The sequence below is a fragment of the Hominimerdicola alba genome (assembly GCF_900112155.1).
GTDB classification, from domain to species: domain Bacteria; phylum Bacillota; class Clostridia; order Oscillospirales; family Ruminococcaceae; genus Hominimerdicola; species Hominimerdicola alba_D.
On sequence record NZ_FOKQ01000008.1, the window covers coordinates 17,900 to 33,034 of the forward strand.

Below are 15,135 nucleotides of genomic sequence, written 5' to 3' on the forward strand. Positions count from 1 at the left end.
TCTATATTATTCTCTGATTTGTTTTGTTCTCTCCGATTTTATGACTGAAAGCTTGTTTTTCTTCTGCGAATAAAGCAGAGCATCCGCATGGCTGAGCAGTTCGCCAATCTCATCGTCGGAAGTGCACTTGAAAGGATAAACGCCTACGCTTGCATGAACATAGAACTCCTTGTTCCTCCCCTCGTTCTCGTTGAACTCAGCTGAGATCTCATCTATCCTCTTACGTATCGCAGCCGCGCTGAAATTCTCGTCTGTCTTTACGCATACCACGAACTCATCTCCGCCCAGTCTGCCGATGACTTCACCGCATCTGAAGGCAGAAGAAAGTATCTTAGCAACACCGCGTATAGCGAAATCGCCTTCCTCATGACCGAAACGGTCGTTTATGGTTTTAAGACTGTCCAGATCAGCGAATATCATCACCGCACTGCAGCCCTCGTTTTCCTCAGCACGTATAAGCTTTCTTGCTGACTCGAAGAATCCGCGTCTGTTCAGACAGCCTGTGAGATCATCCTGCTTTGAAAGCTCGTCCAGCAGCTGATTGTTCTCGCGTATCTCGATAAGGCTCTGATTGAGCTGCTTTTCGATGATCTTCTGGTTTTTCATAACAACGATCATTTTCAGCGCCGCACATATCTGAACCATGAGTGATGACAGAAAACTGAAATCCTGATGTTCCAGCTCGCATATCAACAGCCCGTAATGCTCTTCATTCGTAAACAGCGGCAGACATATCATAGTGCAGCGTCTGTCGTGAACAAAATGCTTGTTTGTAAGCAATTCTTCGGGCGCTATGTGCTGTTCCTCCGGGGGGAGAAGTTTGGGCTTGCTCATGTTGTGGTAAGCTTTCAGCTTTATGCAGTCAGGAAATTTCCATTCCATGCCTTTATGATGCTCCACAACATTGTCATATACGTAAAGATAGCTGGCAGTAACGTTCAGCCTGCTCATTTTGTCCACCACAGAGCAGTAAGCTGTATCATCATAAGCGTCAAACACCAGCATATCACGTGCTGTCATATTCGTCAGCTTGGTCATCAGCGTGTTGTTTTTCAGCTTGCAGTTATTCATTTTTATGTGTCTTTCTGAGATCAGCTTATATAACCTGATAAATATGCTGTTGAGCCTCAACTGTTCAGTTTTGGTATCAAGGGTACACGCAAGTGCCGAGTGTATATATTCCATTGTGGAATAAAGCGTTTCCAGATCGGTGTACTCAAAGAAATCATCTGTTATCGTATCTTCAAGCTGTTCGAAAATATGGTAAGGATCAAAATCGTTGTCCTGCTTTATTCTTTCCGCACTGGAACACAGTTCCTGAATGATCTTTGCGAAGGTCTTGCAATATTTTATCGATGTAGGGCTTTTCCTGTACCTGTTGAATATCGTCCTGCAGATATCATCAGCGTGCTCCGTTATCATTTTCGGGTCGTTATGCAGCGCGTTAAGCTCCGCCGAAGCCGCATCAGTACAGCCGCAGGAATTCCTTATTATGATCTTTGAAGAAACCATCTCCTGCTGAATAGTACCGTCGTTGATGTAGTTCACAGCCTCTATCAGAGCATTGTATCCCAGCTCAGTGGAATCCATAGCCACAGTAGTAAGATGAGGCGTAAGATCTGTAGCAGCAGGATCATCGTCAAATCCCGTAACGAGAATATCCGTGCCGGGTCTGATGCCACGTTTTTCCATAGCCTTGTAGCCGCCTATCGCCATCTGGTCGTTTGAGAATACTATGGCATCAAGGTCGGGACATCTGTCAAGGAGTTCGCCAACCTCATTTTGAACGTGCTTAGAAAAATTGCCGTAAGCCACCTTGTTATCGTCGTACTCGATACCGTACTCAGCAAGGACCTCTTTGTATACCTCAAATCTCTCCACCGCGTCATCGCTGGTCATAGGTCCGCTGACGAATCCTATCTTGAAACAGCTGTGAGCTTCTATCAGATGCTTTATCACCTGTTTCAGACCTGTGCGGTTGTCAACGGTTATGCAGGGATATCCGTTTATCTGTGAAGTAAGGGTTATTATTGGTATATCTGAAAACTTTTTGAGAAATTCCTCTCTGCGCTTTTTGTCAAGATGACTGCCTATTGTGCCGATAAGTACGAGCAAAGCATCAAAGCACTTGTCTTTGGCAAGTTCAAACACAGTGTTGAACTGATATTCGTAAGCGGTTCTTATTTTGTCAGCATACTGCGCGTCAATGTAACGTCCCGGCAGTATGAACATATCCACATCAAAATGTTTGGCAGCGATCATAGCGCCTTCGCACACTGCATTATCAAATTCTTCCTCTGGATTACTTATCAGCAGCCCTACTCTCAGGCGGCGTCTGCCGATAGTTGTTTCGCTCATAAAATACACTCCGTTTCATGATCGCAGGTCTGTTACGGCATCACCATTCCAAAACAGACCTCTTCCATCGAGTTCCTTCTTTTCACCCATCAGGCGGTCTCAGCCCTGATAAAGCTGAAACTGCCATCCTTCATTGATTCAGATGATACTGATATACCGATCTGATATTATAAGTTGATATGAATATTTTTCAGACAATCACGCATCTCCAGGCTTCCGTCTCGGCAGCCAAGGTCGAAACACTCCGCAGCCAGGAAATCTATATTGATCTCAGTTTCTGTGAGCTCAACAAATCCAGCACCTGTACTGTCGCCTATACCCGATACGATACTGCCTTCGCAGCTGAGGTTCATGGTAGAATTGGATATCCTGCAGGCGCACTCACTGCCGCGTGTACCGATGTTGGTTATCTCTCTGCCCTTGATGTTTGAAAACAGTTCACAGTTCCTGATGTTTATATCAGCGACACCACCGTTTTTGGCGCCCACAGCACACATAGTGTTGCCGCTTGCCGTGATAGCCAGCTTGACGTTTTCAACGTTTATTTGTGTATTGCCGTCGATAGAGCCTATACCCGTGAGATTAGCCGAAGCAGCACCTATGGAAACAAAACATTCCTTGATAGTGATATCGCTTCTGCCGATGGAGCTGCCGATGCTGATGCTGTTTCCGCCCGCGCAGCTTATTTCCATAGTTCCCGAGAGTATATTTATACCGTCACGGCAGCTGCATTTTCCACCGCCTATTCCTACGCAGTTGTCGCCGCAGGCAGTTATGGTCAGTTCATCGTCCATCTGCAAGGTTATTTTGCCGTAAGTCAGATCGAACTCATTTCCTATGCCAAAGCAGCTGACGCTTTCGGGGATTATCGTCAGGCTTCCCGAACCCTCGAGGGTCAGCTCTGCCTTTTCAGGAACAAGTATACCGCCCTTGACGAGCCTGTTTTTGCCGCTCACCCTGACTGTCACCTTGCTTCCTGTTCCCAGGGACAGCGCAGGACGTCCCAGGGTTGATTCAATAGAAGCATTTCTCAGTCTCAGCCGGCATTCAGCGCCCTCTTTGACAGTGATGGGCATAATGGTAGAAGGCATACCTGCCTCACCGATGATCTCTACATCACTTCCGCTGATGAATACCCCTGTGTACTTATCCTGTATAAGGTCAGAGAGTTTTATTATCTCTTTTTCATCCGACTTCGCATGGTATATCTTACCCGAATTTCCCTGGGCTTCAAGGTGATACTTCACTATCTGACTGCGTATCCTCTCGCTTATCTCATTGATAAAGAAAGGCTTCGGGCGCGAGATATAGAATCCCTGGAAAAGATCAGCGTGTATATTTGAAAGAACTTTCAGCTCTTCCTCTGTTTCTACACCCTCAGCCAGAACAAGCAGACCGTTGGAGTGCATCATGTCTATCAGCTTGGAAACTATGCTCCTAAGCTTCAGATTCGTATCTATACCGGATATCAGAGAATGATCCAGTTTGATGTAACGAGGATCGTAACGGATAAGTCTGGAAGTATTCGAGTATCCTGTACCGTAATCATCTATAGCCATCTCGACTTTCTGCTCTTTAAGTCTGTTTATCAGAAAAGCCAGATTCTCGTCAGATGTATCTGTCTGCTCGGTAAGCTCGATAACAACCTTTTCCATCAGCTCACCGTAATTTGCCATAAGCTCCGTCCAGTCATCGTCACTGAGGAAACTGGAAGGTATGGCATTTATGAAAAGCTTCCTCTTCTTGAAAAAGCTCTGGTTCTTGCTCAGCTGGTCAAGCACGTTGTACATGGTAGCGTGCTCTATATCGTAGAGCCTGTCGTACTTTGAAGCCATGTCGATTATCTGCAGCGGACTAAGCCCGAATTTCTTGTCTGTACGCATAAGTGCTTCGTAAGCGAATATGCTTCCGTCCTTTGCACTTACTATAGGCTGGAAATAATATGTGAAAGAATTCTGATCCAGCACATGGAAGAAATTCTGTACCCTGCGGTAGTCGTTTTTCTGGAGCTCGTATACAGCGCTTGAAAAACTGCTTATGGTTCCCACACCCGCACTTACAGCTTCATATAGTGCAAATGAAGCATAGTGGAACTCCTTTACTGCTGCATTCTCTTTGCTGCGGAAAGTCACATATCCGCCTGTAAAGGTCATGGAATGTTCCTTGCTTATGACAACACCGAATTCGTCTGTAACGGAAGAATCCTTTACAGCCTTCTGCAATTTTTCTGCAAATTCCTGAGGCTCTTTCACACCGCTTCTGACAAATACCCAGAATTTCATTCCCGAATGATAAGCCAGCGCTGTTCCATCGGGGGAAACTTTTTCCATACTTTCCAGCGCGCTTCTGATAAAGGACTTTTCGTCTCTGCCTTCATCGACGTGCTCAAGTTTTATAAGCATGAGAAAAGCGTCATCTCCCGCCTCAGTCATCCGCTCAGCCAGCTGATTCTGATTCAGCAGTGGATACATCTCCACGATAGACAGAGGCACAGCTGTGTCTCGGCGCACAACGAATCCCGCCATGCAGTCCTTGTCATCGACATGCACAGTTATCACCTTAGCAGGACTTGAAGATACCTCTGCATCAAGGGCACACTCAAGCACATTGCGCAAAGCATCGCAGGAAAGATACTCCCTGTCCATGCCAAGCAGCCCCAGCGCATTATCATCAATATAATATTCGCGGCTGTCGTCCCACAGCACAAAAGCTCCAACACTGTCCGTACAGTGCATAAGCTCTTCCCACAGACTGCCCAGCATACGGTGCAGCTGTTCGCTTCTTTTTTCATTCATTGTGTGACCTTCTTTTCGGCTGAAAAGCCCAGTATATTTTAGAATGCTCCATGTTAGATTATATCAGATTCTTATCCAAAAGTCAACTTTTGTAATTTCTGTCTTACGAGCTCGGAATCGACCCTAATAAGTGCTTATGAACGCCTTTTAGCGCCTTTTTGCATATGCTGATACAGCTTGTGTACTGTCAAAAATCAACAATGTCGCCGCGAAAACTTTGTGTTAACAATTGTTTTATATTTTAATATAGACATAATTTGGAAAGGATTGTACAAAAACGTACAACTTTTTCTTAATTATTAGCTGTTTTAAAATGAGGGTGAAAAATATACTTACCGATGTTTCCAAAATCCGTGTTTCATCAAAATATATCAGCTGTGGATACAAAATGCCTCGTTCGTCCTATAAAAAGTCAGCATTCTGAAAACTAAATCTATAAGTGGTAATTGCGCTGCGGCAAAAAAACACGGAGAGGAAAATACCTCTCCGTGTAGTATACATATATCAGAGATAGAATATAAGGAGGAAGACCAGTATTCCGACCAGTGCAACGAATCCGAATACCTTCATCATCGAAGCTGAAAGATTCTTCTCAGCCTTCTTATACTTGATGTACTCCTTGATTGGGTCTTCATGGTATTCTCTCTTCAGCGAGTTGCCCACAGTAGGATTGAGCATATCGCCGATGTTGATGTTCTTGTACTTCTCCTTGATAGCCTCAGCAGCGTGAGCCTCGTCGAATCTGTGATAGCCGAATGCAGAATCCAGATTTGAATTGTCCTTCTTCTTCATATCGATATCGTCCATGGTGATCTCGGCACCCTTATTCTCGCTGGTACCGCCGCCGTTCAGGTAAACATGCTCAGTATCAACTTCCTTCATCATCTTGCTGGAACGGTTGGAACGAAGCAGCTTGATGAGGGTGTCAGTGTACAGCTCATCTTCGATCTCCTGCTCGGTCAGCAGCTGATCGGTAGTTTCGTCGGTACGGGAGTCAACTTCGTTGATCAGGTAAGTCAGCGAACGGTTGCTGATCTCGCGCTCTTCAACGACTTCTTCCTCTTCAACATGGCGGTAGCCCTCAGGAGCAGTGAACTGGATATCATCTACATTGTCATTGACAATTTCGTCACCGAGACCTGTGAGGTTTACAGACTTACGCTTTGTGCCTGTAGCAATGCTTCCTTCGTCGATAACTCTTGCAGTGCTGGTGCCGACGCTTGCGAAAGGATCGATAGCTTCCAGTGTTCTTTCGCCAACGTTTGCAGAGGGCAGATCATCTGTCTCGGGACGATAGGAAACAGGTCCCATATTATCCTTTGGCTTTGTGTATTCATCAGGTTTAGCATTAACAGTAAAGCTGCTTGCAATATCCTTGTCAGAGGGTATCTCGAACGCACCTGTAGACTTGGGCTCTTCTTTCTTGATGATGGGCTTGGGTCTTGTCAGACCGTCGATAGCTTCAACGTGCTTTACAGGAATCTCTTCCTCAACAAGTGAAGTCTTGTTGGAGGAGCTGCTTGCTGTGCCGGACTGACTGTTCTGTGAGCTTGCAGCCTGTGCAGCGATAGCATCATCAACAAGGCTTACCTTATGCTCTTCCTGTGGCTTCTGCTGTGCAGGAGCGGGAGCAGGAGCAGCAGGCTTAACAGTATTGACAACAGGTCTTGCAGCAGGCTTGGGAGCTTCCTCGCTTATGATAGCGTCTGCGGTTATTGCAGATGCAGCAGCAACGAAAGTATGAGCTTCTTCAGCCTTGGGAGCAGGTGCAGCGCCTGTTACATCTCTTGCAGCTATCCTCAGCTTTGAACCAGAACCGTTAGCCTGACCGATGTTGGGCATAGGATATACCTTGTCAACGTCGATCTTTGCAGCCTTGAGTATCTGAGTTGCGGAAGTGCATCTCATTGAACCTCTTACCATCTCTTTGAGAGGCAGGAGTATAATATCTTTAAATGTAGCGTGGAGCTCTGCCAGCATCTGGTCGCTGCCTGCAGACATTACAGACTGCGGGAAACGATTGTCAAACAGACGCTTCCACTCGCTCTGCTTGGATTCTATGAGCTTGTCTATGTACTTAGCGAGAAGTATCCACAGATGAGGGTGCTCGAATCCTCTGTCATTTGTGATGAGCCACATATAGCATCTGATGAAAGCATCATAGCAGGTGACATCTTTCAGGTTCAGCAGTACATCGTCCTCGGTAAGTGCCTGAGAAAAACAGCCATCAGAGAACGCAAAGCAGCGGTAGCCGTTGCTGGCAAGCTTAGCATAAGCAGTCCTCAGTGTGATGTCATCTCTTTTGAAAGGCGGAAGAGCTGTAGGAAAATCATAGTCAGTCTTATAATTCTCCGCATCTCCCATAGAGAGCAGCTTCTTGTAGGTAGCAGTCAGCTCCTCATCCTCCGCAGTAACGGGCAGACCCAATATTCTGAAAGGATTGCAGGCGAACAGCTCGTTAGCGGTAACTCCAAGTTTCTGGTTTGCCAAAGTGATTCCCCCTTAAAGGTATTTAAATGTAAAAATTATCTAGAAAAAGTTTTAAACGGTTAAAAGATTATACATTGTACCCGCATAATAAACTCTATACTATATCGAATCAATTATATCAAATATTCTTACATAATATATCGATAAAAATAAAACGTTTAGTGAACTAAATGTGAATACAGGTAAATATAACTAAATTGTTCTCTGAAATTTATCTCAATTAGATGACAAAAAGTATTTGCATTTTTGTGCAGTTTATAGTATAATTAATTTGTATAGATATCAGTCCGCTGAACAGGCATTTGGTGCGGGTGATTTTATCTGAACATTTTTACACTAGGGGGAAATATATAATGGCTCTATTCAATAAAAAGAAACCGGCTGCTCCTGTGGCAGCTCCTTCGGCTAAGCCCGTGAATCCTGATGATATCTGGAATACTCCGTCACCCAGACGTAAGCAGACCGTTGCTGTGAAGGAGTCTAAGTATGATGAAGTTGTTCCCGAAACTCTTGAGGTAGAGAGCGTTGACCCTGAGATGATCAAGACAAAGATGGCTCAGCTTGAAGCGGAACTTGAAGAGAAGAAGAACCAGCCAGTTAAAACTCATGCAGATTACGGCACCAGCACGGTGGGACGCGAAGAGATCGTTGATGCCCAGACCGAGTATGAAAAGCTTTATGAAGTAGAGCATGAGAAGTATATAAGGTCACATCAGGAAGAGATTACCGAGGCTAAGGAGCATGGTATAGCAGAAAAAATGGAAGCTATGTATGCTGAGCATGAAGCTAAGGTGGCTGAGGTGGAGAATACCAAGTTTGAATTCAGTGAGGTAGCCCAGGCTGAAGTGGACAAGAAGCTTGTTGATCTTCCTTATGCGAAGAGACCTGAGGATTATGCGGAGTATAAGGATATAGCTGCTGTCGCATCCGAGCCTGATGAAGCCGAGATCGAGAAACTGGGTGTAATAGACCATAGCGAAGATCCCGATAATATTGGTTTTGTCGATGAAGAATTCCTTGCCAAGAAGGTCGAGGAGTTTGAGGCAAAATATGGTGACCGCAAATAAGGTCAGGGCAAATGTTTTTTTCTAGGAGCGATAGGTTTTGAACATCAACACAGACAATCCTATAATCAAGTATTCAGAAGCAGGAAAGGAATTTCCCTATGATAAACTTTTCTATTCTACAGTAAATGATTATATTATGGAGTATAAGAACGCGCGTCTCGATAAACTGACAGATCATGACGCTTCGGTGTGCCTGGCAAGGATTATCAGGCGCATGGAGGTCAACGGTGTACCTGTTCAGCAGTATTTCAAAGAGGAACTTGATGCGTGGAAAGATGCTTCCAACTATACAAGAGTTCTCAGACTCTGTGATCTTATGGCAAGAGATATCTTCTGTTGCTTTGATAAGAACAGGAACAATGAGAACGGGGATTTTGAAAAGGTAAACAGATTCTACTGCGTAAATACTGAAGGCAAGCGCGATTTTTTCACGCTTGACGAAGTAAGGAAGGCTTCGCTTTTCAAAAAGAGCAGGACTCCCGAAAGTCAGTATTTCATGGATCTTCAGAAGAGATACGATGCAGGTCTGCTGCCTAAGTCAAAGGAAGAAGAAAAAAGATTTTACGGCAATGCCGATTGATAAACAGAGAGGAAAGTGGAAATGGTTAAAATAGAAATGGAAAACGGTAAGGAGATTCTTATCGAACTTTATCCCGAGAAGGCACCTATCACAGTTGCAAATTTTGAGAAGCTTGTTAAGCAGGGCTTTTATGATGGTCTGATATTCCACAGAGTCATCAAGGGCTTTATGATCCAGGGCGGCGACCCCGAGGGCACAGGCATGGGCGGCTCTGACGAGAAGATCAAGGGTGAATTTGCAAGAAACGGCGTAAACAACGACCTCAAGCATACAAGAGGCGTTATCTCCATGGCAAGATCCATGATGCCCAACTCTGCAAGTTCACAGTTCTTCATCATGCACGAAGATGCTCCTCACCTTGACGGTGATTATGCTGCTTTTGGCAAGGTAGTAAAGGGTATCGAGGTAGTTGACGAGATAGCTGATGTAAAGGTCAATTTCAACGACAAGCCTCTGGAACCTCAGGTGATGAAGAAAGTCACCATAGTTGACTGATAATTATTATTTTTAAAGCAGATGCCTCTGTATTACAAAAATATAGAGGTTTTTGCTGTGTATAGCGAAAAATTATTTCTCGGGAGTGGTAAAAATGTTTATAAAAAGGTTTGCTGCGGTCATTGCCGCGGCTCTGGCGGTGACTGCTGCTGTTCCTTCTGTTTATGCGGAATACGGCTATGATCCGACATATGATTACAATACTTATGATTATAACAACTACGATTATAATAATTATGATTATAATAACTACGATTATAATTATGATAACGGCTATGACAACGGAGGATACGAGGAGACTACAACAACTACAGCGCCCGATCCCGGCTATGATCCTGCACAGTCTGCGGGAAATGAAGTTACAGCCATGGAGAACAAGGCAACTACTCTTGTTCCCGATAAGCCCACTTCTGCACCATCAAAGGTTTATCTGAAGCCGGGTGAGTTCAAGGACGACGCCGTATCGGTAGAGCTTAGGATAGAAGCTGATTCTGCTGTATCCAGCGCACTGATGTCGGTTGCATTTGATACCGCGCTTCTGCAGCTGGAAAGCACTCAGATAAATCCCGAGGCAGGCGGAAAGGCTGCCGAGAACAGCTTCAACGGCAAGTATGTTTTCAATTATACAAATGATTCGGGCAGTAAATTCCAGGGCAATTATGTTACCCTGAATTTTAAAGTTCTGGATAAGGATATGGTCTCCACTACACTTTTCCTGACTGTTACCACACTGGATAACAAGACAGGTATACCGATATCATATTCAGTCGAGAACGGTATAATTGCAAATCCCGATGCACCCGGATACAATGGCGAGGAGACAAAGGCGCCCAAGCTCAACCCGCTGGTAAAAGTTCAGAAGAGCATAGGTCAGGCTGCACCCTCGGAGATGGGTATCGAGAATTACAGGAATATCGTTGTTGCCGACCCCAGTATAGTAAGCTTTGAGAACGGCGTTTTCAAGATGCTTGCTGCAGGTGAGACTTCTTTCGATGTAGTGTTCAACAATGATGAGCTCAAGACCTACGATATAATAATTTTTGATGATACCAACACCACCGACGCTCAGGACAGAGCTGTTGCAGCTACTGATAACAAGAGCAACGGTGTTGATAAGACCGTCCGCAACCTTTTCATCATAATCGCCATCGCACTGACTATGATAATAATCGCTGTAGAGTACCTTATTATTATGAAGCCTACAAGCAAGCGCCGCAAGAAACTTGCTGCGGCAGAAGCTTTCTTTGAGAGAGAAGAGCAGGAAGATGACGATGAGGACGAAGAAGAAATGCGCGAAGACCTGAAAAAGGCTTTTGCAGCGCGTGATGCCCGCCGTAAGTCACTCCGCGGAGAGGAAGAACCCGAGGTTGAGGAAGAAGCTCCCGAAGAGCAGGACGACGCTGACGCTGAGACTTCCGAAGATAATGATAACGGTGACGAGGAATAATTTTTCGTGATGTAAAAAAGACAGCTGTACTGTTGTACGGTTGTCTTTTTTGTTGGCTCATTCATAGGGAGATACTAATGTATTTCAGCTTATATTTTATATTTGTGTGAATTTTTCTCTGAGACCTTTGCGGACGTTGACAGGGGAGTTGAAACATGGTATAATCGATATGCTGTTCTGATCTTTAAGTTGGAGTTGGGCAGTGTTTTGCTGAAAGAATGAGTTTCGGTGAATGGAAAAGTGATAGAAAATGTGTGTTTGGTAAACTTACGCACTTGGATAAATAATTTTCAGGAGGGCAAGATATGCCTAAAAAGGTCATTACAGATCATGCGACCGGTGAGAGAAAATGCCGCTGTTTCAAGAGATGCGGCGGATGTCAGCTGAGTGAGAGCTACAGCGAACAGCTTGCAAGAAAACAGGAAAAAGCCGCACGTATGCTTTCGGGCTTCGGGAAAGTTGAGAACATCGTGCCGATGGAAGTTCCTTATAATTACAGGTGCAAGGTGCAGACCGTTTTCGCAACGGACAGCTCAAAGCGTATAATTTCTGGCGTTTATCAGTCTAACGCAAAGAAGATGGTGGCTGTGGACGACTGTATGCTTGAAGCCGAAGTGGCTTCGCCTATCGTTCAGACCATCAAGGTGCTTATGAAAGATATGCGTATAAGACCATATGATCTTCGTACAGGCGAGGGTCTTCTAAGGCATACGCTGATTAGGACTTCTTTCACCACTGGACAGGTCATGGTTGTGCTGGTCACTGCTTCGCCGATGCTTCCTGCAAAGAATAATTTTGTTAAGGCACTGGTGAAAGCACACCCCGAGATAACTACTATCGTACACAATATCTGTCCGACAGGCATGCCTTTGACTCTTGGTGACAGGAGCGTTATCCTTTACGGTAAGGGATATATCGAGGACGAGCTTTGCGGATGTCGGTTCAGGATATCTCCTGCTTCATTCTATCAGGTGAATCCAATGCAGACCGAAAAATTATACAGCTTTGCTGTTGAGGCAGCGGGCATACGCAAGGGAGTAAAGGTAATAGATGCTTACTGCGGAACAGGTACCATAGGCATAATTTGTGCGAAGAACGGTGCGGAAGTCACAGGTGTGGAGCTTAACAAATCGGCTTGCAAAGATGCTAAAGTAAATGCGGAGCTGAACGGTCTGGATAATATCAAGTTCTTCAACGATGATGCAGGCAAATTCATGCAGGCAATGGCATCACGCGGTGACAGCTTTGATGTGCTGGTAATGGATCCTCCCAGGGCAGGTGCCAGCAGAGAATTCATCGGATGTGCGGTGAAGCTTGCTCCCGAGAAGATAGTTTACGTTTCATGCAGTATCGAAACTCTTGAGCGCGACCTGAGGATATTCAAGAAAGAGGGCTACAGAGCCACATTCATTCAGCCGGTGGATATGTTTCCGCATACTATGGGCATTGAGAATGTTGTCTGCCTTGAAAAGTCTGAGAAATCTGCCGATAAAGCATCTGAGAAAGCAGTCAAAAGGGAAGAACAGGTATTTTTAAAGCCCAGAGGAATGTCAGTGAAAAGACCTGTAAAGAATGGCGGCAAACGCAGAAAATGACGGATTTTCGGTGATGTTTTTATTTAATAAGATATATAGTCGGGTCTGCCTGAAATGGTGGATCCGAAATTTGTATAATTTATGTATTTGTCGTTTATTTGGTTGACATTGGTACATATTTATGGTATAATATTATAGTGTGAAATGCGTATTTTTACGCATAAGTTATCCCTGAACAGGAGGATATTTGATGAACAGTAAGATCGAAGCTTTGGTTGCAAATATAGAGAAAGTCATCGTCGGAAAGCAGGAAACAGTGCTTAAAATAGTAACTGCTATGCTCTGCGGCGGTCATGTGCTGATAGAGGATGTTCCCGGCGTTGGTAAGACTCAGCTGGTATCTTCGCTGGCAAGGTCAGTAGCGGGTAAATTCAACCGTATACAGCTGACTCCCGATGTTATGCCCTCGGATATTGTGGGATTTTCCATGATAAATCAGGTAACCAGAGAACTGGAATATAAAGAGGGTGCTGCCATGTGCAACTTCCTGTTGGCTGACGAGATCAACCGTGCTTCGCCTAAGTCACAGTCCAGCTTGCTGGAGATAATGGAAGAGCATCAGATATCAATCGACGGTGTTACACATATGCTGCCTGTGCCTTTCATGACACTGGCGACACAGAACCCTGTTGAGACATACGGTACTTATCATCTGCCGGAAGCACAGATGGACAGATTCATAATGAAGATATCCATGGGCTATCCCGCATATGAGGACGAGCTTCGCATCATGTCCAACGGTGAGAATCTTATCTCAGCAAAAGACCTGAGAGCTGTTATGAGTACAGATGATATCGCTGTGCTTATGGAAGAAGCTCAGAAAGTGGCTACTGCCCCCAGCATCAGAAAGTATATACTCGATATCGTTACAGCTACGAGAACTTCCGAGTATATCAGGCTTGGTGTTTCGCCCCGTGGCTCTATCGCACTGCTGAGGGCTGTGAAGTCCTACGCATATGTTATGGGCAGAAGCTATGTTATTCCCGACGACGTTAAGGCGGTAATGGTCGAGGTGCTTGCCCACAGACTTATGCTTTCGCCTAAGGGCAAGTCAAATTTTGAAGATAACGGCGCTGCACTTAAAGCTGTGGCGATGACGGTACAAAGTCCTACTACTGCGGAGTGATCAGATTGGAGACTGTAAAAAACCTGATAAGTTTTCTGTCCTGTCTGGCATTGTCTGTCGGACTGGGCTATCTGATAAGCGGCAGCGGAGGTATATTCATAGCGGTGCTGCTTATCATGGCACTTATTATATCGCTGGCGATGCTGGCTCTATCCCATGCGTCAATAGATATATCCATGGGGCTTTCGGGCAATATCGTCAACAAGGGCGACGAATTGACTGCCAGACTGGAATTCAATAAAAAGTTCTTTTTCCCCAGCACCTTTATCGAGGTGGATCTGGCGGTGACCCCGAATATTGAGGGCGGTGACGGCTCTCTGGCCTACAGGTTCATTTGTACGGGTCTGCGTGGAGACAGTATAGAGATACCGCTGAAAGCCATACTTTGCGGCGGCGCTGAGGTTACTGTGGAGAAGATAACATTCACTGATTATCTTGGTTTGTTCAACATGAAAAAGAAGACTCTTCCAGAAAAATGCACCGTGAAGATACTTCCGAGGATACCCGATACAGGCTCCCAGAGCGAAGTGCTGAGGTCGGTATCCCAGAATATATCCTTTGATGACAGCGATGAGGAATCCAACGAGACTTCATCTGCACTTACGGGTGTTCCCGGCTATGAGCACAGGGGCTATGTACCCGGAGATCCGCTGAAAAGAGTTAACTGGAAGCTGAGTTCCAAAAAGGATCAGCTGATGGTAAGGCTTGATGAGAAGGTGACTTCTTCCAGCCAGATATTCAGAATGGATCTGCCGCCCTGCCCGACACCTGATCTGATAAGCTATACCATGATGGATATCACGATAGAGGGTTCGCTGGCTATGCTTTCGATGCTGATTAGATCGGGGTATGAGAGTGAGTACAACTATTTCATCGACGATAAATGGGAAATGGCTGAGATAGCCGATGAGGTGTCGCTGATACAGCTTCAGGAGAGATTGGCGGGCATCACGCCTTATCCCAATGAACGCAGAATGGTCGATCATGAGATAAACGAAAAGGGTAAGGCGATGATATGCTTTACTTCATGCACCGGACAGATGACTGATCAGCTGGCTGAACTTATGGAGAATTTTGAGGGCACGCTGGTTGTCGTTAAAGAGAGCGGACTGGGTGCTGTCAGGAACGATATGTGGACAGTCAGCCGTGAATTTGAATTTGAAAAATTAACTTAAAGGGGGC

Annotated in this window: 10 protein-coding genes; 7 read left to right on the forward strand and 3 right to left on the reverse strand. The window is 45.2% G+C overall.

All coding sequences use genetic code 11. The features are described from left to right. Positions 1 to 6: 6 nt before the first annotated feature. From BM265_RS06085 to BM265_RS06095, 3 genes are all read right to left on the reverse strand, one after another. Complete coding sequence (locus tag BM265_RS06085; RefSeq protein ID WP_074960670.1) at positions 7 to 2,358, reverse strand: substrate-binding and GGDEF domain-containing protein; 2,352 nt, start codon at positions 2,356 to 2,358, stop codon at positions 7 to 9. Between the two features lie 167 nt (positions 2,359 to 2,525). Then, a complete protein-coding gene (locus tag BM265_RS06090; RefSeq protein ID WP_074960671.1) occupies positions 2,526 to 5,153 on the reverse strand; it encodes an EAL domain-containing protein in 2,628 nt (875 codons plus the stop codon). Between the two features lie 504 nt (positions 5,154 to 5,657). Then, the gene (locus BM265_RS06095; protein WP_074960672.1) at positions 5,658 to 7,643 is read right to left on the reverse strand and encodes a hypothetical protein; all 1,986 of its coding nucleotides are present in this window, start codon (positions 7,641 to 7,643) and stop codon (positions 5,658 to 5,660) included. A 353-nt stretch (positions 7,644 to 7,996) separates the two neighbouring features. Between BM265_RS06095 and BM265_RS06100 the strand changes: the two genes are divergently transcribed. The 7 genes from BM265_RS06100 to BM265_RS06130 all read left to right on the forward strand — a co-directional run bounded on the left by BM265_RS06100 (position 7,997) and on the right by BM265_RS06130 (position 15,128). Beyond that, positions 7,997 to 8,710, forward strand: coding sequence for a hypothetical protein (locus BM265_RS06100; RefSeq protein ID WP_074960673.1), 714 nt, complete (start codon positions 7,997 to 7,999; stop codon positions 8,708 to 8,710). 37 nt (positions 8,711 to 8,747) lie between these two features. Beyond that, on the forward strand, positions 8,748 to 9,290 hold the full coding sequence (locus tag BM265_RS06105) for a hypothetical protein (RefSeq protein ID WP_074960674.1): 543 nt from the start codon (positions 8,748 to 8,750) through the stop codon (positions 9,288 to 9,290). Positions 9,291 to 9,311: 21 nt separating this feature from the next. Continuing rightward, complete coding sequence (locus BM265_RS06110; protein WP_074960675.1) at positions 9,312 to 9,785, forward strand: peptidylprolyl isomerase; 474 nt, start codon at positions 9,312 to 9,314, stop codon at positions 9,783 to 9,785. Between the two features lie 94 nt (positions 9,786 to 9,879). Then, on the forward strand, positions 9,880 to 11,232 hold the full coding sequence (locus BM265_RS06115; protein WP_074960676.1) for a hypothetical protein: 1,353 nt from the start codon (positions 9,880 to 9,882) through the stop codon (positions 11,230 to 11,232). Positions 11,233 to 11,537: 305 nt separating this feature from the next. Continuing rightward, positions 11,538 to 12,827 (forward strand): 23S rRNA (uracil(1939)-C(5))-methyltransferase RlmD, encoded by a 1,290-nt coding sequence (rlmD, locus tag BM265_RS06120; protein WP_074960677.1) that lies wholly within the window; start codon positions 11,538 to 11,540, stop codon positions 12,825 to 12,827. Between the two features lie 190 nt (positions 12,828 to 13,017). After that, positions 13,018 to 13,953: an AAA family ATPase gene (locus BM265_RS06125; protein WP_074960678.1), complete on the forward strand. Its 936-nt coding sequence runs from the start codon at positions 13,018 to 13,020 to the stop codon at positions 13,951 to 13,953. A 5-nt stretch (positions 13,954 to 13,958) separates the two neighbouring features. Next, entirely contained in the window at positions 13,959 to 15,128 is a 1,170-nt protein-coding gene (locus tag BM265_RS06130) for a DUF58 domain-containing protein (RefSeq protein WP_074960679.1), read from the forward strand. The last annotated feature ends 7 nt before the right edge of the window (positions 15,129 to 15,135 follow it).

Excerpts from the sequence above, each read along its gene's own strand:
- BM265_RS06085 (WP_074960670.1), bottom strand. The coding sequence starts at position 2,358 with ATGAGCGAAACAACTATCGGCAGACGCCGCCTGAGAGTAGGGCTGCTG.
- BM265_RS06090 (WP_074960671.1), bottom strand. The coding sequence starts at position 5,153 with ATGAATGAAAAAAGAAGCGAACAGCTGCACCGTATGCTGGGCAGTCTG.
- BM265_RS06100 (WP_074960673.1), top strand. The coding sequence starts at position 7,997 with ATGGCTCTATTCAATAAAAAGAAACCGGCTGCTCCTGTGGCAGCTCCT.
- BM265_RS06110 (WP_074960675.1), top strand. The coding sequence starts at position 9,312 with ATGGTTAAAATAGAAATGGAAAACGGTAAGGAGATTCTTATCGAACTT.
- BM265_RS06115 (WP_074960676.1), top strand. The coding sequence starts at position 9,880 with ATGTTTATAAAAAGGTTTGCTGCGGTCATTGCCGCGGCTCTGGCGGTG.
- rlmD (WP_074960677.1), top strand. The coding sequence starts at position 11,538 with ATGCCTAAAAAGGTCATTACAGATCATGCGACCGGTGAGAGAAAATGC.
- BM265_RS06125 (WP_074960678.1), top strand. The coding sequence starts at position 13,018 with ATGAACAGTAAGATCGAAGCTTTGGTTGCAAATATAGAGAAAGTCATC.